This window comes from Chryseobacterium phocaeense (genome assembly GCF_900169075.1).
GTDB classification, from domain to species: Bacteria; Bacteroidota; Bacteroidia; order Flavobacteriales; family Weeksellaceae; genus Chryseobacterium; species Chryseobacterium phocaeense.
On the sequence record NZ_LT827014.1, the window covers coordinates 726,516 to 744,766 of the forward strand.

17 protein-coding genes are annotated in these 18,251 nt (G+C 38.4%); 7 read left to right on the forward strand and 10 right to left on the reverse strand.

Annotated elements, in window-relative coordinates; translation table 11 throughout:
* Nucleotides 1–92 precede the first annotated feature (92 nt).
* Genes B7E04_RS04815 through B7E04_RS04825 form a run of 3 tightly spaced genes read left to right on the forward strand, consistent with a single transcriptional unit; the run spans nt 93 to nt 2,229 of the window.
* Entirely contained in the window at nt 93–674 is a 582-nt protein-coding gene (locus B7E04_RS04815; protein ID WP_062651336.1) for an LUD domain-containing protein, read from the forward strand.
* Nucleotides 675–698: 24 nt separating this feature from the next.
* Nucleotides 699–1,571, forward strand: a complete 873-nt coding sequence (locus B7E04_RS04820; protein ID WP_080777612.1) for a phosphatidate cytidylyltransferase — start codon at nt 699–701, stop codon at nt 1,569–1,571.
* Between the two features lie 4 nt (nt 1,572–1,575).
* Nucleotides 1,576–2,229, forward strand: coding sequence for a phosphatidylserine decarboxylase family protein (locus B7E04_RS04825; RefSeq protein ID WP_080777613.1), 654 nt, complete (start codon nt 1,576–1,578; stop codon nt 2,227–2,229).
* Between the two features lie 55 nt (nt 2,230–2,284).
* On the opposite strand, the gene B7E04_RS04830 is transcribed toward B7E04_RS04825, so the two are convergent.
* The 4 genes from B7E04_RS04830 to B7E04_RS04845 all read right to left on the reverse strand — a co-directional run bounded on the left by B7E04_RS04830 (nt 2,285) and on the right by B7E04_RS04845 (nt 6,278).
* Entirely contained in the window at nt 2,285–2,632 is a 348-nt protein-coding gene (locus B7E04_RS04830) for a DUF1801 domain-containing protein (RefSeq protein WP_080777614.1), read from the reverse strand.
* Between the two features lie 27 nt (nt 2,633–2,659).
* Nucleotides 2,660–4,492: an ABC transporter ATP-binding protein gene (locus B7E04_RS04835; protein ID WP_080777615.1), complete on the reverse strand. Its 1,833-nt coding sequence runs from the start codon at nt 4,490–4,492 to the stop codon at nt 2,660–2,662.
* 181 nt (nt 4,493–4,673) lie between these two features.
* Nucleotides 4,674–5,594: a M28 family peptidase gene (locus B7E04_RS04840; protein WP_080777616.1), complete on the reverse strand. Its 921-nt coding sequence runs from the start codon at nt 5,592–5,594 to the stop codon at nt 4,674–4,676.
* Nucleotides 5,595–5,888: 294 nt separating this feature from the next.
* Nucleotides 5,889–6,278, reverse strand: coding sequence for a DUF4293 domain-containing protein (locus B7E04_RS04845; RefSeq protein ID WP_062651318.1), 390 nt, complete (start codon nt 6,276–6,278; stop codon nt 5,889–5,891).
* 145 nt (nt 6,279–6,423) lie between these two features.
* On the opposite strand from B7E04_RS04845, the gene rho reads away from it, so the two are divergent.
* Together rho and B7E04_RS04855 are read left to right on the forward strand one after the other, a co-directional pair.
* On the forward strand, nt 6,424–8,232 hold the full coding sequence (gene rho, locus B7E04_RS04850; RefSeq protein ID WP_080777617.1) for a transcription termination factor Rho: 1,809 nt from the start codon (nt 6,424–6,426) through the stop codon (nt 8,230–8,232).
* 335 nt (nt 8,233–8,567) lie between these two features.
* Nucleotides 8,568–9,164, forward strand: a complete 597-nt coding sequence (locus B7E04_RS04855; protein WP_080777618.1) for a superoxide dismutase — start codon at nt 8,568–8,570, stop codon at nt 9,162–9,164.
* A 108-nt stretch (nt 9,165–9,272) separates the two neighbouring features.
* Here B7E04_RS04855 and B7E04_RS04860 read toward each other — a convergent pair whose 3' ends face one another.
* Entirely contained in the window at nt 9,273–9,680 is a 408-nt protein-coding gene (locus B7E04_RS04860; protein WP_228439818.1) for a DUF6146 family protein, read from the reverse strand.
* Nucleotides 9,681–9,745: 65 nt separating this feature from the next.
* On the reverse strand, nt 9,746–10,933 hold the full coding sequence (locus tag B7E04_RS04865) for an endonuclease/exonuclease/phosphatase family protein (RefSeq protein ID WP_080777619.1): 1,188 nt from the start codon (nt 10,931–10,933) through the stop codon (nt 9,746–9,748).
* Between the two features lie 245 nt (nt 10,934–11,178).
* Between B7E04_RS04865 and B7E04_RS04870 the strand changes: the two genes are divergently transcribed.
* Both B7E04_RS04870 and B7E04_RS04875 read left to right on the forward strand, forming a co-directional pair.
* A complete protein-coding gene (locus B7E04_RS04870; protein WP_080777972.1) occupies nt 11,179–14,046 on the forward strand; it encodes a carboxypeptidase-like regulatory domain-containing protein in 2,868 nt (955 codons plus the stop codon).
* Nucleotides 14,047–14,073: 27 nt separating this feature from the next.
* Nucleotides 14,074–15,387 (forward strand): M949_1556 family lipoprotein, encoded by a 1,314-nt coding sequence (locus tag B7E04_RS04875; RefSeq protein ID WP_080777620.1) that lies wholly within the window; start codon nt 14,074–14,076, stop codon nt 15,385–15,387.
* A 315-nt stretch (nt 15,388–15,702) separates the two neighbouring features.
* Here B7E04_RS04875 and B7E04_RS04880 read toward each other — a convergent pair whose 3' ends face one another.
* From B7E04_RS04880 to B7E04_RS04895, 4 genes are all read right to left on the reverse strand, one after another.
* Nucleotides 15,703–16,173, reverse strand: a complete 471-nt coding sequence (locus tag B7E04_RS04880; RefSeq protein ID WP_228439820.1) for a DUF6702 family protein — start codon at nt 16,171–16,173, stop codon at nt 15,703–15,705.
* Between the two features lie 58 nt (nt 16,174–16,231).
* Nucleotides 16,232–16,984 (reverse strand): LOG family protein, encoded by a 753-nt coding sequence (locus tag B7E04_RS04885; RefSeq protein WP_080777622.1) that lies wholly within the window; start codon nt 16,982–16,984, stop codon nt 16,232–16,234.
* A gap of 8 nt (nt 16,985–16,992) precedes the next feature.
* Nucleotides 16,993–17,706 carry a nucleotidyltransferase family protein gene (locus B7E04_RS04890; protein WP_080777623.1) on the reverse strand — a complete coding sequence of 238 codons (714 nt, stop codon included), beginning with the start codon at nt 17,704–17,706 and terminating at the stop codon, nt 16,993–16,995.
* A gap of 75 nt (nt 17,707–17,781) precedes the next feature.
* Nucleotides 17,782–18,198 carry a RapZ C-terminal domain-containing protein gene (locus B7E04_RS04895; RefSeq protein ID WP_080777624.1) on the reverse strand — a complete coding sequence of 139 codons (417 nt, stop codon included), beginning with the start codon at nt 18,196–18,198 and terminating at the stop codon, nt 17,782–17,784.
* Nucleotides 18,199–18,251: the final 53 nt, after the last annotated feature.

The following is an 18,251-nucleotide window of genomic DNA, read 5'->3' on the forward strand; positions in this document are numbered from 1 at the left end:
TTGTCAGGTTTTTTCATATTTGAAGGCAGTTTTTTAGCATCTATTGTAATTTATTTCTATTTTTGTATAAAGTTGACTAAAAATAAATTAAGTTGAATTTATTCAAGAGGATTGTAAACAAACTTACCAACCAGCCTGAAGAAGAAGAAAGACAGAGTCTGGAGAAGCTCGGGGATTCGCTGAAAAATGCTGATCTCGACTATAAGTTTGCGCAATTGTTTACGCATTCAGGGGGATTTTTTAATTATTGTGCGGATGAAGCGGAAGCTCTACAGACTTTAAACCAAATTGTCAAAATAGAAGGGATCAGCAATGTATTCTGCTGGGACAAAGAGCTCCAGAACTTTCTGAATGTGGTAAAAATACCATACACTTCAGAAATGGATTCATCCAATGATACCGCTTTTATTACCTGCGAATATCTTATTGCGTACGACGGAAGGATTATGCTTTCGCACAACAATATCCTGCATTACCATTCTTCAAGACTTCCGGGTAAAATCATCATTATGGCGAATGTTTCACAGATTGTAAACAACCTGAATGATGCCATGGGGAAAATCAAAAGAAACGGGAATATTAAAAACCTTACTTCCATCAGCGGAGGCCAGTCGAGTTTAGATAATTCCTCCGGAACCAATACAAAACTGTTTTTATTGCTGCTTGAAGATTAAGCATCAACTTATAAATTTTACATCTTGGACAAAAACCTTATTCAGAGAACCATTTCCGGGCTTGTTTACGTTGCCGTTATCATTCTTTGCACTACACCGCTGGGAGCCCAGCTGATCAACAGGATACATCCGGATCTCATTAGGCAGGAATACCTGTACCACGGACTCATCAGTCTTTTGCTGCTGGTGGGAACCTGGGAATGTATTAAGATCATGAAATTCGGGAAAGGCTATGAGAAATGGATAGTACTTCCTCTGGTCATCTTTATCTACTATGTTTTTTCCAAAAGATATTTTAACCATGACTTCTTTTTTGATTTCAGGCTGAATGAGATTCTGGCCATTGCCCTGATCGTTATTGCCGTGGTTACTTTATTCAAATATCCCAATGAGCTGTACTATGATAGCGGGAAGCTGATCTTTACCGTGATCTACGTAGCGCTGCCCTTCAGTTTTGCACTGGGATTGCCTAAATTTTCCAGCTATGATCAGACGTTTTCACTGGAAGTTCTTTTCCTGTTTATCCTGATCTGGAGCAGTGACACCTTTGCTTATCTTACCGGAAAGTTTTTCGGAAAACATAAAATGGCCCCAAAAATCTCCCCGAAGAAAACCTGGGAAGGGTATGCCGGGGGAGTAGTCTTAACGTTGGTTTTATCCTACTTTATTGAACAGTATCAGCCTGAACTTCGGGGCAACTGGATGGTAGTAGGTTTCCTGGTCGCTGCATTTGCTCCGCTGGGGGATCTGGTGGAAAGCCAGCTTAAAAGAAATTTTGGGGTAAAAGACAGCGGAAACATCATTCCGGGGCACGGTGGAGTGCTGGACAGACTGGACAGTTTTTTAATTTGCGTTCCTGTCGTATATTTGTACTTTATTTTAGCAAAATTTATTTAATCTCATGAAATTACATAAGGAATCAAAAGGAACGATTACGGTAGCTACAATACTGTTTATTATCATCAGTGTGCTGGCTATTTATTTTCTTAAAATGTGGTCGTTGCTGATCATTATGCCATTGCTTATTGTGTACAGTCTGGTGTTTTGGTTTTTCAGGGTTCCGGACCGTGATATTCTTGAACACAGGGAAAATGTAATTGCTCCTGTAGACGGAAAGGTGGTAATGATCAAAGAAGTAGAAGAGACAGAATTCATTAAAGGAAAAGCCATTCAGGTGTCTATTTTCATGTCACCGCTGAATGTGCATATCTGTAGGTATCCGGTTTCCGGAAAAGTGATTTACAAAAAGTATCATCCGGGAAAATATCTGGTAGCATGGCATGAAAAATCATCTACAGAGAATGAAAGAACTACGGTTGCAGTGGAAACGGAGACTAATCATCAGGTGGTTTTCAGACAGATAGCCGGATATGTGGCAAGAAGGATTGTTTTCTATTGTAATGAAGGAGATCAGGCCAAAGCCGGACATGAGTTCGGGTTTATTAAATTCGGGTCAAGAATGGATGTATTCCTGCCTTTAGATACGGAAATCATCTGCAAGATCGGCGATATTACCAAAGGAGGTCTTGATATCATTGCCAGAATGAAAGACTAAGACAATTTTTTAAATGTCAGAATACAAAAAAGGAGAAAACTTAATTTCTCCTTTTTTATTTTATATACTTTTTCACTTCGTTTGTAAGGTCAAGAATAAGTTCCACCGGTAAATCTTCTTCCATATCAATCAAAAGTATTTTAAACTTCTTTCTGCCCTCCTGGATCAGTAGTGGATGATCAAGCCTGTCCCCATGATAAAAACTTATGTAGTGCTGTTTATATTTTTTGCTGTAATAGAGGTAACACAGCATTTTCTTTTTGTATTTGAAAAATGGAAGCCCGAAACTTAAAGTTTCCGTAATGTTTTCCGTATCAGATTCAAGGATCTTTTTGCGGATAAACAAAAGAGTACTTCTTTCAGGCTCATCGATTCTGTAGAAGTACTCTTGTATAGGATTCATTTGAATGAAATTTAATTCAGTAAATGATTAGTCAAAATTCTGAAGTTCCACCAGCTTGTGGTACATGCCTTTTTTCGCGATAAGATCGTGGTGGGTTCCCTGTTCCACTATAATTCCTTTTTCCATGACTACAATCCAGTCTGCTTTCTGAATCGTAGAAAGTCTGTGGGCAATAACCAGTGAAGTTCTGTTCTCCATCATCTTATCCAGAGCATCCTGAACAAATCTTTCAGATTCTGTATCCAGGGCAGAAGTAGCCTCATCCAGGATCATTACCGGTGGATTTTTCAATACGGCTCTTGCAATAGAAACCCTCTGCTTCTGACCTCCGGAAAGTTTATTTCCATCATCTCCGATATTGGAATCGTATCCTTCAGGAAGATTGGTGATAAAAGAATCTGCGTTGGCAATTTTTGCAGCTTCCACAACTTCTTCTTTCGTGGCGTCAGGCTTACCCATCAGGATATTATTGTACACTGAATCATTGAAAAGTACGGATTCCTGGGTTACCATTCCCAGAAGCTGACGGTATTCTTTCAGTTTCAGATGTTTGATATCCGTTCCGTCTATTAAAATCTGACCTTCATTCACGTCATAGAATCTTGCCAGAAGGTTCGCAATGGTTGTTTTACCACTTCCGCTCTGTCCTACAAGGGCTATGGTTTTTCCTTTCGGAATAATCAGTGAGAAGTTTTTCAGGATTACATTGTCTTTATCGTAGTAGAATCCAATGTTTTTAAATTCAATCTGGCTGTTAAGCGTTGAAATAGAAACAGGTTCTGCAATTTCTTCTACTTTCAGGTCATAATCAAGTACTTCAGCTACTCTTTCAAGGCTGGCCATACCTCCCTGAATAGACGAGATGGCGCTGGACAGTTTTTTCGCTGGATCAAGAATCTGGAAAAACATTCCGATAAACACCAGGAAAGCCTGAGGTTTCATCGTCTGCTCCTCTAAAATCTGGGTTCCCGCATACCAGGTAATAATTAAGATGGTGACAGATCCGAGAAATTCGCTCATTGGGGAGGCCAGTTCTCTTCTTCTGCTCATATCGATGGCAAATTTCTGCCAGTTAGTCGTGGTTTGATTGAATCTATTCTTAAGAATTTTATCCGCATTGAAGATCTTGATGACTTTAGACGATTTTAAGGTTTCGTCTACCAGAGAGAAAAGATTTCCAAGTTCAGCCTGGGCATAATGCGCCTGTTTTTTTAGGCTTTTTCCGGTCCATGAGATCAAAAGGCCCATTACCGGGAAAACGATCAGTGAAAACAAGGTAAGCTGAGGAGACAGTAAAAACAATGCAATCAGAGAAGAGATAATCATGAACGGTGCGTTGATAATATCAACCAATACTCCCATAATTCCACCTTCCACACCACCGATGTCATTGGAAATTCTGGACATCATATCTCCCTTTCTCTGTTCCGTAAAGAATGAAACCGGAAGCTGAAGAAATTTATTGTACATCGCTGTACGAAGGTCACGGGTAATTCCTACACGGTAATTGACCAAAAGGAAAGCCCCGATATACCTGAAAATATTTCTTAGTAAAAATGAAACTCCCGTGATGGCACAAAGAACAGCCAGTACATACACAGCGCCATGCTGATCAATCTGGGTCTGTACAAAATAGTAACCTGTATCTTTTAAATAATTAAAATAATCACCGAAATTACCACTCCATACCGGTTCTTTTGTCTGCTTTTCGATAGTCCCGAACATTAATCCCAAAATAGGAAGCATGGTTCCTACCGATAAAATATTAAGTAAGGAGTAAAGAATGTTGAAAAACATACTCCCGAAAAGGTATTTTTGATGCGGTTTCGCGAAATAAAGAATTCTTTGTAATGGTTTCATTCAATGAAAAATTGGATAGCAAAATTACGTAAAATTAAAGGAAAAGACGTTCTTAATCCTTTTTTACTTTATTAATATGTTTCAACTCTTTCTGATTTGTTACAAACGTTTGTTTAATTTTAGAAAAGATGTTCTATTTAAGATATGGCAAAACCGCCATTGCGGCGGTTTTTGTTATGTATTAAAATTTTACCTTGTCATTATATTTCGGAGCAAAATTCTTAGGAGTAAGCTTTTCCAGGGTTTTCCCGACATTGTTGATAATAGTCGTTAAATTATCAAAATCTACCACCTTGATATCATCATTTTCGTTGTGATAATGGGAGGCCTTTGTCATATCCACGGTAGAGAATGAGTGGGCAATGATTTTCTTTTTCACAAAACTTACATTATCCGATCTGTAGAAAAGTTTCTGCGCCGCATAAGGATCAGGATTGATTTTTAATCCATTGGCTGCATATGTATTAAACAGTTCATCAAAATCAGAAAACTCATCACCGGTCATAAAAAGGGCATTTTTTCCGAACTGGGATTCTGTAGCCACCATTTCAAAATTGAATAATGCCGTCATATTGTTATAGATCTTATCCAGATTGGGATCTGTGGAAATCGCCCTTGAACCCAGCATCCCTTTTTCTTCACCATTGAACGCCATAAATACCATTGAGAATTCCGGTTTTTTATTTTTGAAATAATCCGCAATACCTGCTAAAGTGGTAATTCCGCTTGCATCATCGTCTGCACCGTTATAGATATTATCACCGGTTTTATCACTCATTCCTATATGGTCAAAATGCCCGGAGAATCCCAGGTATTTATCTGTTTTTCCTTTCTTAACACCACACACATTATAAGCTTTCTTACCATTATAATCGAAAGGAATCAGATAAGAATTCCCGGTACAGTATTCAAGGTTGTTTTCTTTAAAAAGTTTAGCAATATATTCTGCAGCCTTATCATTTTCAACGGTTCCGATCTCACGGCCTTTCATTTCATCCGATGCCAGTGTTGAAAGGATAGTGGTTACTCTTTCTTTTGAAACTTCCTGCGCGAAAGTAAATACTGAGCAGAATGACAGGGCAAGGTAGGTTAGTTTTTTCATTTTTAGATATATTTTAATTGTAAAGGATCAGTCGTATTCTTAACGGAAATGTTGCATACAATGATATAAAATTATTCTGATAAATAAATTTCAGCCATTGGAATGGTTTAAAAAGTTGTAATAATTAAGAAAATTATTTTCTTTTTTAGCGAAGCCAAACTTAATATTCTTAACAACTTAACATCATCTTAATGGTTTAAAAAGTATATGTTTAAAAAAAATAAAGTCTGACACCATATCAAAAAAAAAACAGCTCCTTTCGGAACTGTTCTCACTCAAAAAATCGTTGTAAGGCTATCGAAGTCGGTCCACAGATTTCACGAGCCTCTCATCTTTGCGGATAAATACGTTTGCAATAAGCAGACAGATCACCGCAATCAGTGGGAAAATCGGCTCAATACCCTTCTCAGGAATCTGAATTCCTCCGGATAAGTTTAGTAACCAGTACGCCAATACACCAATCAACAAAGCGTTTATAATGATGCCGAACGTGTTCAGCAAAATTTGTCTTTTCCTGTTTTTAAAACTGAAAATACTCAATGCACCTGTTAAAACAAGGGCAATACAGCTGATATCAACTACCGGAATATTGCCGAAAACGTCAACATCCTGTCCCGTAATGAAAAGGAAAACAGCAGCTAAAACTGCCAGAAGTGTCCATATAGTCTGTATTCTTTGTAACATTGATTATTAAATACCCGGCAAAAATAACATAAATTTTGCACAATTCAAAAATTAGTGTAGATTTGCATTATACATATGTACTTGAAAACAAAAGTCACCGGACTTACTTTTCTTACTCACAATTAATTACATTTTTACATTAAGTATGTTTAACATAGAAACGTTAAGGTCAAAATCCGTAACGGAACTGACTAAAATCTTAAAAGATTTAGGCGTTAAAGTTGCTAGAAACAGCAATGATAATGATAAGATCTTTGCCGTTCTTGACTTTCAGGCTTCTAACCCTAAAGTTGCAAAAGATTATTTCAACGCCACAGAAACCAGTATGAATACTGAAGAAACACCGGCAGATAAACCTGCCAAGGCTCCTGCAAAAAAAGCAGCGCCTAAAAGACAGCCTGCCAAACCGAAAGCAGAAGCAAAGGTACCCGCAGAAGAAAAACCACAAACGGAAGAAAAAGCGCAAGCGCCGGCTGCTGAAGAAATAAAGCAGGAAGAACCAAAAGCTGAAGCAGCTTCTGTTCCTGAAGAAAGCAGTACCGCGCCAGCTAAGAAAAAAAGAAAAAGAGTGGTTTCCAATACAGCGAATACAGAAACTCCTCAGGAAAGAGCAGAAGCTCCTAAAAACACACCTCAAGAATCTGCACCGTCAGAAGAAAAGCCGAACAACCCTCAATCTCAGGCCAGATCCCAGCAAAAAGGACACAACAACCCGCAAAACAGCGGAAACCAGCATAAAAATCAAAATCAGCATCAAAACCAGAATCCGAACCAGAATCAGCATAGACAAAACGCTGAAAAGGCTGAGGAGCATTCTGAACACAGAAAAGAATTCAGTTTTGATGGAATGGTGAGTATTGAAGGGGTTTTAGAGATCCTTCCGGATAACTACGGATTCCTTCGTTCCTCAGATTTCAGTTATATTTCTTCTCCTGATGATGTGTACGTTTCTACGGCACAGATCAGAAATTTCGGTCTTAAAACCGGAGATACGGTGAAAGGTATTGTAAGACTTCCCAAAGAAGGCGAAAAATATTTTTCCTTACTAAAACCAATCGAAGTTAACGGACGTGATCTGGCTTTTATTAAAGATCGTGTTGCATTTGAATATTTAACGCCGCTTTTCCCTGAAGAGAAATTTAATCTGGCAGGAGATAATTCCACAATGTCCACAAGGATTGTTGATTTGTTTGCACCAATCGGGAAAGGACAAAGAGCCATGATCGTTGCCCAGCCTAAAACGGGTAAAACGATGCTGCTTAAAGATATTGCGAACTCTATTGCCGCCAATCATCCTGAAGTCTATATGATGGTCCTTCTGATCGACGAACGTCCTGAAGAAGTTACTGATATGGAAAGAAGTGTAAATGCTGAAGTTATTGCGTCTACTTTTGATGAAGCAGCTGATAAGCATGTAAAAGTAGCCAATCTTGTGTTGGCAAAGGCTCAGAGAATGGTTGAATGCGGACATGATGTGGTGATCCTTCTGGATTCCATTACCAGACTGGCAAGAGCCTATAACACGGTGACTCCAGCCTCAGGAAAAGTGCTTTCCGGTGGGGTGGATGCCAATGCACTTCACAAGCCGAAAAGATTTTTCGGGGCAGCCAGAAAGATTGAAGGAGGTGGTTCATTAACGATTATCGCTACAGCATTGATTGATACAGGTTCTAAAATGGATGAAGTTATCTTCGAAGAATTCAAAGGTACAGGGAACATGGAGCTTCAATTAGACAGAAAAATCGCAAACAGAAGAATCTACCCTGCAATTGACCTTGTCGCTTCAAGTACACGTAGAGATGATCTTCTTCTGGATGAAGTGACTTCCCAGAGAATGTGGATCTTCAGAAAATACCTTTCTGAAATGAACCCTGTAGAAGCCATGGAATTTGTAAATAAAAACATCAGAGGAACTTTAAACAATGAAGAATTCCTGATGTCTATGAATAAATAGATTAATTTAATTGTTTGTTAAAAAAAGCACGCGGATCAGTGATCTTCGTGCTTTTTTGCGTTTGAGAGTCTGAGAATTTTAGAGTTTTAGGGTTTTTAGAGTTGTGTGTAGGTGTTTTTTATTTGACATGATATTCATCCATTAAAATTGAAAGAATGATGTGGAATGTATTTTAGACTGCAGTAACCTCCATCTTCTGTCTTCCATCCCACTGATAAAAATTAATTCATTCTAAATCAATATATCAATGTTAAAGATTTATTAAAGTAATACCCAGTTTTTGATTATCGCTTAAATATTGGTTAAATTTGACTATAACATTAAAAATAAAAATTATGTCATTTGAATTACCTAAATTAGGATATGCATACGATGCATTGGAGCCTACTATTGATGCGAAAACAATGGAGATTCACCACACAAAACATCACCAGGCATATATTGACAATCTAAATAAAGCAATCGAAGGAACTGAACTGGCTGGAAAAACTATCGAAGAAATCTGCCAGACAGGAACTGATAAGCCGGCTGTAAGAAATAACGGAGGAGGACATTTCAATCACTCTTTATTCTGGGAAATTTTAACGCCAGGAGGTAGCAGTGAGCCTGTAGGAAACGTTAAAGCAGCTATCGAAGCTTACGGTGGTCTTGAAAAATTCAAAACTGATTTTTCTGAGGCTGCTAAAACAAGATTCGGTTCAGGATGGGCATGGTTAGTGAAAAATGCTGACGGTTCCGTATCTGTTTCTTCTACTCCAAACCAGGATAATCCGTTAATGCCTGTTGCAGACGTTAAAGGAACTCCGGTTTTAGGATTGGATGTTTGGGAGCATGCTTACTATCTGAACTATCAAAACAGAAGACCTGACTATGTTGCTGCTTTCTTTAGCGTAGTAAACTGGGATAAAGTAGAGGAGTTATTCAACAAATAATTTTCAGCTATTATAAAAGTAAAGGTTCAGAAGCAATTCTGAACCTTTTTTATTTGGTTTAACACAGAGAAATAATCAATCTCTTGATTTCTTAATTCTTTAATTCCACTACCTTACGGCATCACTTCCCGTAAGCCCATTCATTTTCAGTCCATATTTCCATCTCACATAAGCAAATACCTGATAGAGTTTGTATTCAAACTTGATTCCATAGTTTTCCCGCGGATTGTAATCAATGCCGGACTCTATAACATTCCTGTATTTTCCGGAATTGTAGTAAGAATTCCATTCAGTCACAAGGAATGTGTTTTTTGTTTTAAGATAAGATTCCGAGTATTGGCTCATTGGCTTGGCTACTGCATTCAGAAAGTAATCGAATTGGGTATCGATTACCGTAAGATCCCACTCGCCGTCATCATTTTTAGACGGCTTCATTTCTGATTTCTCTTCATCCTTCTTCGTGTTGTCCTGGGAAAAACAGCTGAAAGGAATACAAGCGAAGAGAAATAGTATCATAAGATTTTTCATACCGTACATATTATAATAAAAAAGCACTCAAAATGAGTGCCTAAGTTTGTTTTTTATGGTTCTTTCTGAAGAATAACAAATGCCGGGAAGTGATCACTGTATCCTCCTGTAAACTGATCCCCGTTCCAGGACCTGAAAGGATAACCTTTGTAATTCCCTTCCTTATTCACTAAATAAGGCGGTGCAAAGATTTCTGCTTTGTAAACGGAATATTCTTTGGTAACCTGATCAGAAATTAAATTCTTTGAAACAATGATCTGGTCAAAAAGGTTTGGAGCATCCTGATAAGCCAGTGAAGCAATTCCTTTCTTATATAAAGGATACATCAGATTCAGATACGGTGTAGTTTCTGTAAGATCTTTAGGACTCGCCACTGCTTTCAGATGGTTCTTTAAACTGGCGCTTACAGGATCATCATTGAAGTCGCCCATGGCAAAAAGCTTAGTTGTAGGATCTGTTGTCCTGATACTGTCCATCTGCTGTTTCAGTAAGGCGGCAGCAGCATTTCTTTTAGGTAGTGAAACTGCTTCGCCCCCTCTTCTTGAAGGCCAGTGATTCATAAAGAAAGCCACCTTTTCATTGTCAAGGAAACCGGTTACAACCAAAATATCTCTGGTATATTCTCTTTTTCCATCATCCCCGAACACTTTCAGTTCTTTCTTTAGAGAGTTGGTTACCGTGAATCTCCTTTTCTGATAAATCAAAGCTACATCTATCCCTCTGTAGTCGTATGAATTATAATGAACAATTCCGTAATCATATTTGGCAAGAGCAGGCTGCTTTACCAGATCTTCAATTACCTGTCTGTTTTCCACTTCTATAAGGCCTACCACTGCAGGAGCGGTTTTTGTGTATTGAGCACCCAGCTCGGCGATTACTTTGGCCTCATTGGCGAGTTTGGCTTTATATATTCTAGTATTATAGTTTTTAGCACTTTTCGGAGTGAATTCTTCCGCACCGCTTTGATAGCGCACCACTTTTTTACCTATTAAAGCACCATCGCTCCAAGGACCATCATGTTTTTCTGCTTCCAGGAACTGGATGGAGTCAATAGGGATACTTCTGTGGAAAGCCGGATTATGGATGTCCTTGGTTCCATCAATATAATCAGCAGAACGGATGGTGTCCCAAAGGTTTTCCACATTCAAAAAGCCTACAGCAGCCACTTTTCTCAGTTTCCCCTGTTGTGCAAAAGCCATTACCGAAAATATGATGGCCATAAAACTCATAAATCTCTTCATCCTATTGAGTATTAAAATTAATTAAACGACAAATTTACCTTTTTTTAATTCAAGCCATTTTAAATATTTGTAAATTTAAAACAATATAAAATAATTCTCTTATATAATGAATCTTAAAAGGATGCAATGTTAAGAAAAAATAATGTTAAAAAAGTGGAGAATTACAAAATTTGACTAAATTTGTGCCCCCAACTTTTAAAACGTTGAAAATTAAGAAGAAAAGTATTAAAAAAAATAATATACTCATGATTAAAAAATTATCATTGGTCTCTTTATTTACTTTGCTTCCTGCATCATTCTATTTTGCGCAGACTACTGTGTTTGCGTATCTTAAGGATGCCGAAGGAAAGCCTGTTGAAAAGGCGGAAGTAGATCTTAAAGGGAGTGAGAATGATGTAACGGCGGACAAAATCGGATATTTCCAGTTTGTAGACCTGCAGCCGGGCCATTATCAAATTATGATTACGAAACCAAACTTCGAAACCAAAATGATGGAGTTTGACGTAACAAATGAGAAAAGAAAGGACCTAGGGACTATTACCCTTTATTCTGCTCTTACGAGCGCAGATCAGGGATTAGCGATCATCGACAGTGACGGAGATGATGAAGACAGCAATAGCGGTCAGGCTTCTACAGTAGGTTTACTGCAGTCTTCCCAGGACATCTTCAGCAGAATTGCAGCGTTTGACTTAGGATTTTACTGGTTCCGTCCCCGTGGTATAGATGGAAGATTTGGAGAAACGATGCTTAACGGGGTTTCCATGATCAAGTCTGATAATGGTAACGTTGATTTCGGAAACTGGGGTGGATTAAATGAGATTACCAGATATCCGGAAATTGCATCCAACCATTCACCGTCTGAATATGCTTTTGGAGGAAACAGCTCTGTTGTTTACAAAAATACAAAAGCAAGCGAGTACAGAAAAGGATTCCAGTTTACGCAATCCCTGACTAACAGAAACTACAGAAACAGAACTTCTTTACGTTACTCATCAGGGATGAGCAATAAAGGATGGGCGTTTACCGTAATGGGAGCGAGAAGATGGGCGGAAGAAGGAATCCAGGAAGGAACTTTCTACGATGCCTATGGAACCTATCTGGGAATTGAGAAAAAGTTTAGCGATAAACATACAATGACATTCAACTTCATCGGGGCCCCTTACAGAAGGTCTACTTCAAGCCCAAGCACTCAGGAAGTGTATGACTACAGAGGGGTGCATTATAACTCGTATTGGGGTTATCAGGATGGAGAGCAGAGAAGCGAAAGAGTAAGAAAAGGTTTTCAGCCTATCTTCCAGATTCAGGATTTCTGGAAAATCAACAAAAATTCTTCACTTTGGACCTCAGTATCATACCAATTCGGAAAAGACAAAGGCTCACGTCTGGACTGGCAGAATGTACAAAATCCATCTCCTACCTATTATAGAAATCTTCCGAGTTACTACGATTCTTTAGATCCTAATGCTTCCGTACACAACCCGGACGGATCAATGACGACCGCTCAGGATGCGTACAGAACATCTTTAGCAGGCTGGCAGTCCGGAGATGCTAATGTAACTCAATTAAACTGGGACAGACTGTACAGGAGAAATATGCAGCAACCGGCCGGAAACTACTACGGGCAGGTTGGTAAAAGAGCATTATACTACCTGGTAAACGATGTAAGTGATGATAAAATATGGAACGCAGCTACTCACTTCATTCACAACTTTAATGATACGACTAAATTCTTACTTAACGTATCTTATCAGAATTACCGTTCTGAACAATATAGAGAAGTAAACGATCTTCTCGGTGCTGATTTCGTATTAAACAGAGACCCGTTTGCAGCCACAAACCAGCCTGGAAAATCCGGTCTGTTCAATGAAGGTGAAGAAAATGTTACGAAAAGAGTAGGCGATAAAATGGGTTATGATTATATCTTCAGAAGACAGGAAGTAAAGATAAATCCGGGAGTGAAGTTTTCAACAGGAGCTTTTGACGTATTTATTTCTGCCATGGCAGGATATTCTTCTTCCAGCAGAGAAGGATTGTTTAATCATTATCTATATAAGGATTCTTATGGAAAAGGATCTGATTACAACTACTGGAACTATGGCTTAAAAGGACAGGCGATCTATAGATTAAATGGTAGAAATTTCATTGTGTATAATGGAGCATATTATTCTCAGGCACCTTATCTTGAGGATTTATTCATTAATCCGCGTGTGAACGGCTCTACTGCTCCTAACGTAAAGAACATGGTTGTTAATGCAAATGATCTAAGCTACGTGATTTCTACTCCTTTCCTGAAATTAAGGCTAACCGGATATTTGGTTGACACAGATAATGAAACCACGGTTCAGAGATTTTTTGCGGATGGAATTCAGTTAAGTAACTCAGATGACCAGGGAGATCAGACTATTGTTCAGAGTGCTTTTGTTACTCAGGTAATGACAGATGTTAAGAAAAGAAATATGGGATTGGAATTAGGGGTTGATTTGAAAGTACTTCCTACCTTATCTGTTCAGGCTTTAGCCAGCTTGGGTCAGTATACCTATAAAAATGATCCGACCACCTATTTTGCATCTGATGCTACAGGAACTTTCTCAAACGGACTTTCTTACCTGAACCTTGGAAAATCTTATATCAGGAATTACCGTCAGGGAGGAACTCCGCAGCAGGCGTTCTCCCTTGGCTTCCGTTATAATAACCCGAAATACTGGTGGGTAGGAGCAAACTGGAACTATTTTGATGAAAATTTCCTTGATCCTTCTGCTTTGATCAGAACAGAAAGTTTTGTTCAGAATAATAACTCCGGAACGCCATATTCTAACCTTACCGAATCTGAGCTTAGAAGAGTATTGGAGCCTACAAGATTGCCTTCTTCATTCTTTCTTAATGCCAATGCAGGTAAATCATGGGTGATTGGTAAATACTATGTTTTGATTTCCGGGACCGTGAATAATATTTTAAACAACAGAAAATTTATTACAGGAGGATTTGAACAGACCAGAAATGCAAAATTCCCTGATTTTGTGCAGGATGCAGACAGAGAATTTACCCTATTCGGACCAAAATACTGGTATACTCAGGGAAGATCATACTTCGTAAACCTACAATTCAGATTCTAATAACTACTTTAATTAAAACGATTTAAGATGAATACTATAAAAAAATACTTAAGTTTAGTAACAGGAATTGCTTTGGCTGCTATTTCTATTACATCTTGTGTGCAGAAAGACGAATGGGAGACGCCACCTATTAAATGTGAAAATAAGTTTCCCGCCACCAATATGACCATGGCAGATTTCAAAGCTCAGGCTCCTGCTTCGGGATATATTTATATAGGTACCGATCAGATTTTTGACGGATATGTGGTTTCTTCTGATGAAAGTGGAAACTTCTATAAAACAATTTCATTCCAGGATAAACCTGAAAATCCAACGGCAGGTCTTCAGATAGAAGTGGACAGATCAAGTAACTATGCAGATTTTCCGGTTGGTGCACACATCAGAATTAATGCGAAAGGTTTAAGATTAGGAACAGATAGAGGATCTGTAAAAATAGGTTCTGTAGATCCTGTATATGCTATCGGAAGGGTTCCGGGATCTTTGGTGAGCAGATATATTGCAGGTGTTTGCAATGGCAGCGGTCTTGATATTGCGGTTTTAAAGCCTACAGAATTGCCTACACTTAAAGTAGCTATGGATGAAAAGTACATCAATACTTTGGTAAAAGTACCAAACGTACAATTCTCAGCAGGAGAACTAGGTAAAAAGTACATAGATTATGTTGCCGGAGCAGGTGTAGATAGTGACAGAGGAATCGTTGATCAGGCTGGAAATGCTACGGTTATCAGAAACTCCGGGTTTTCTACTTTTGGTTCTACATTAATTCCTGAGGGTAAGGGAGATCTTACTTTCGTGGTGAGCCGTTATAATTCTTCATGGCAGATGCTGATCAGAAATCTTAAAGATGTAAACTTTACAGGGAAAAGATTCTTTTTTGAAGGCTTCGATGGAAATCTTGCGGATAATTGGGATGCTGTAAGTGTAACAGGAGCGCAGGTATGGAATATCCAGCAATTTGGAAATCCAAAACCATGTGTAGTGATGAACGGATTTGCAGGAACAAACCAGGTGAATGAAGACTGGCTGATTTCTAAACCTATTTCATTAAACGGGTTTACTTCCGCCGTATTATCTTTCGAAACTGATGTAAGATATGCCGGAAATGTTCTTGAAGTTTTTGTAACAGATACTTATACCGGTGATCCTACTACAACGGCATGGACACCTCTATCAGCTATTATGGATCCAAACAATACCGCATTTAACACGTGGACGAATTCAGGAGATATCAGTCTGAATGCTTTCGTAAACAAGAGTGTTCGTATAGCATTTAAATATACTTCTACAACGTCAGGTGCTGCCACATGGGAGCTTGATAATGTGAAAGTTGTTGGTAACTAATCATTATTGATATATTATAATTGGCTGTCTTTTAAGGCAGCCTTTTTTATGGAGTTACTTTAGGAATTTTAGACGCTTAGTAATTTAAAATCATCTTATGTAATGTAAACCTCGCTTTTTCTACAGGAGAAGTCCATGAAAAGCGGCTTATGATTTATATAAGGATTTGGAGATCATTAATTGTTTCAAAAGGGGAATGGTACTTCATCTCATACATTCCATTGTTGAATGGCCGGATCATTTTTAATCCTGAGTAAAAAAGCCAAAAAAAAACCACCGCGTCTGCAGTGGTTTATACTTTAAAAATTATTCTGTTTAGAACGAAACTTCATTCACTTCTTTTCCCCGCTGGAAATTCATTACTTTCAGGTTCCCTTTGTAAGCAATACTTACAACGTTACTCTGCTTAGGAAAAGTGCTTAAAAGAATCGTATTTTTAATCTTTATGGTATTGATGTCCGATACTCCTCCGGTTTCAAAATATACCCATACTGTTTCTCCACTTACCTGACTTCCCGTGAAAGTTATAGTTTTCGCAGAGCCATTGACGTACACATCAAAATTATTGTTCACATATTTTTTAACCTCTGCTTCAAATCCTGCTGTATTCGGATTGATTTTAATAGCATCAGAAATATGGTTGGTATTCATTTTTGTGGTAAACTTCAATGTTTTACTTCCATCTATATAATCCACCTTTGTCATTGAAGAGAAAAAGTCTACATACATAAAACTCATTAACACAAAAAATGTTAAAATTCCTGATATATATAAAAGTTTTTTCATCTTAATTAATAGATTTACAATCATACTTGCTTTATATAGGTCACAAATAATATGCCAATTAGAAATTTACATTCACCGAATATTTATCGTAAAATGCTTTAATATGGGCCACTGCTTCATCAGCCGTATCTACCACACGGTATAAGTCCAGATCATCTTCAGCAATCATCCCTTCTTTTAACAGGGTTGCTTTGAACCAATCCAGCAATCCTCCCCAGAACTCGCTTCCTACCAGAACGATCGGGAATTTTCCTATCTTATTCGTTTGAATCAGCGTCATAGCTTCCGTAAGCTCATCCAGGGTGCCAAAACCTCCCGGCATTACGACAAACCCCTGGGAATACTTCACAAACATTACTTTCCTTACGAAAAAGTAATCGAAATTCATGGAATAGGACTTATTGATATAAGGGTTAAAATGTTGTTCAAACGGCAGGTCAATATTAAGCCCGATGGATCTTCCCTGCGCATTGAAAGCCCCTTTATTTCCCGCCTCCATAATGCCCGGGCCACCTCCGGTAATAATTCCAAAGCCCAGTTTGGTGATCTTTTCGGCAATTTCCACGGCCATTTCGTAGTATTTACTTTCAGGTTTCAGCCTTGCAGACCCGAATATGGAAACACATGGGCCTATCTTGGCCAGCTTTTCATATCCGTCTACAAATTCCGCCATCACTTTGAAAACCATCCAGCTGTCTTTGGTGATGGTCTCGTCCCAGGTTTTCTGTCTGAGACTGTTGTGAAGTTTTGTTTCATTAATATCAAGGGCCGGATTTACCAGACTTTCATCCCTTGCTCCATCCATTTCCATTGCAAAAATTATTTAAAATGTTTTTCGGCCTCTATTACGGATTCAGGTCTTCCTACATCCACCAGAATACTGTCGTGCACAAATCCGTGGATATGCTCAGTCTGCATCAGGTCCAGATATTCCTCCATAACAGAAAATTTGCCGGTTCTTTTTATTTTTTCAAAGATAACAGGGTTGATGCAGTGAACGCCGCTGAAGGCAAGTGCTTTAAAGCCTTTATTGAACTCTGCTAGCCTTTGCTCACCAGACTGTACATTCAGCCATCCTCTCAAAACCATCTCATCATTGAAAAGCAGTTTTCTTGAGCTGTCCCTGTCTGAAACCGCTAAAGTAGCGAAATCTTTTATATTCTGATGATAGGCAACAAAGGCATCAATATTGATATTCGTTAGAATATCAGCGTTCATGATCAGAAAATCTTCCCCATGATCGAAGAATTTTCTAGCAAAAACCAAGCCGCCACCGGTTTCCAGCAGCTCATTGGATTCATCTGAAATCTCTATGTTGCATCCGAAATTACTGTTTTTATTTAAAAAATCAACAATCTGATTCCCAAAATGATGAATATTGATGACAAAATCTTTTATTCCGAAGCTTTTGAGATAATTGATATTTCTTTCCAAAAGCGGAATGCCGTTTACTTTGGCCAATGCTTTTGGATGATGATCTGTGAATGGTTTCAGCCTTGTGCCTTTTCCGGCTGCGAAAATTAAAGCCTTCATATAGTATAGGTAATGGGTGATAAGTAATGAGTAATGTAAGAGTTGAGCATAAAGTAAAATATTACTTATTGTTCATTACCCATTATTCATGTTCAGTTGGTGCTGCTCATCATGGTGAAGGCTTATTTCTATTCCTTCAGGGTATTTTTCTTTGATGAACTGGGCAATTTTAATGGCGGAATATACAGACCTGTGCTGTCCTCCTGTACATCCGAAACTGATCTGCAGATCTTCAAAACCTCTTTCCAGATAGTTATCAATATTAATGGAGATAATGGATTTTACCAGCTCCAGGAATTTAGGCATTTCAGTCTTGGTTTCAAGGTATTCCTGTACGCCGATGTCATTTCCGGTCTGTGCTTTATATTCTTCAATTCTTCCCGGGTTCAGGATTCCCCTGCAGTCGAAGGTGAAGCCTCCGCCGTTTCCGGAATGATCTTTGGGAATTCCTCCTTTTTTGTATGAAAAGCTGTGGATGTCTATGTGTAGCATTGTTCTTTATATTTTATTTTGAACCATTAAGATTCTTTTAAGGTTTTAAGATA

Bases quoted from the DNA above. Each gene is read 5' to 3' on its own strand.
- B7E04_RS04825 (WP_080777613.1), top strand. From the start codon at position 1,576: ATGAAATTACATAAGGAATCAAAAGGAACGATTACGGTAGCTACAATA.
- B7E04_RS04830 (WP_080777614.1), bottom strand. From the start codon at position 2,632: ATGAATCCTATACAAGAGTACTTCTACAGAATCGATGAGCCTGAAAGA.
- B7E04_RS04835 (WP_080777615.1), bottom strand. From the start codon at position 4,492: ATGAAACCATTACAAAGAATTCTTTATTTCGCGAAACCGCATCAAAAA.
- B7E04_RS04840 (WP_080777616.1), bottom strand. From the start codon at position 5,594: ATGAAAAAACTAACCTACCTTGCCCTGTCATTCTGCTCAGTATTTACT.
- B7E04_RS04845 (WP_062651318.1), bottom strand. From the start codon at position 6,278: ATGTTACAAAGAATACAGACTATATGGACACTTCTGGCAGTTTTAGCT.
- rho (WP_080777617.1), top strand. From the start codon at position 6,424: ATGTTTAACATAGAAACGTTAAGGTCAAAATCCGTAACGGAACTGACT.
- B7E04_RS04855 (WP_080777618.1), top strand. From the start codon at position 8,568: ATGTCATTTGAATTACCTAAATTAGGATATGCATACGATGCATTGGAG.
- B7E04_RS04860 (WP_228439818.1), bottom strand. From the start codon at position 9,680: ATGATACTATTTCTCTTCGCTTGTATTCCTTTCAGCTGTTTTTCCCAG.
- B7E04_RS04865 (WP_080777619.1), bottom strand. From the start codon at position 10,933: ATGAAGAGATTTATGAGTTTTATGGCCATCATATTTTCGGTAATGGCT.
- B7E04_RS04870 (WP_080777972.1), top strand. From the start codon at position 11,179: ATGATTAAAAAATTATCATTGGTCTCTTTATTTACTTTGCTTCCTGCA.
- B7E04_RS04875 (WP_080777620.1), top strand. From the start codon at position 14,074: ATGAATACTATAAAAAAATACTTAAGTTTAGTAACAGGAATTGCTTTG.
- B7E04_RS04880 (WP_228439820.1), bottom strand. From the start codon at position 16,173: ATGAAAAAACTTTTATATATATCAGGAATTTTAACATTTTTTGTGTTA.
- B7E04_RS04885 (WP_080777622.1), bottom strand. From the start codon at position 16,984: ATGGAAATGGATGGAGCAAGGGATGAAAGTCTGGTAAATCCGGCCCTT.
- B7E04_RS04890 (WP_080777623.1), bottom strand. From the start codon at position 17,706: ATGAAGGCTTTAATTTTCGCAGCCGGAAAAGGCACAAGGCTGAAACCA.
- B7E04_RS04895 (WP_080777624.1), bottom strand. From the start codon at position 18,198: ATGCTACACATAGACATCCACAGCTTTTCATACAAAAAAGGAGGAATT.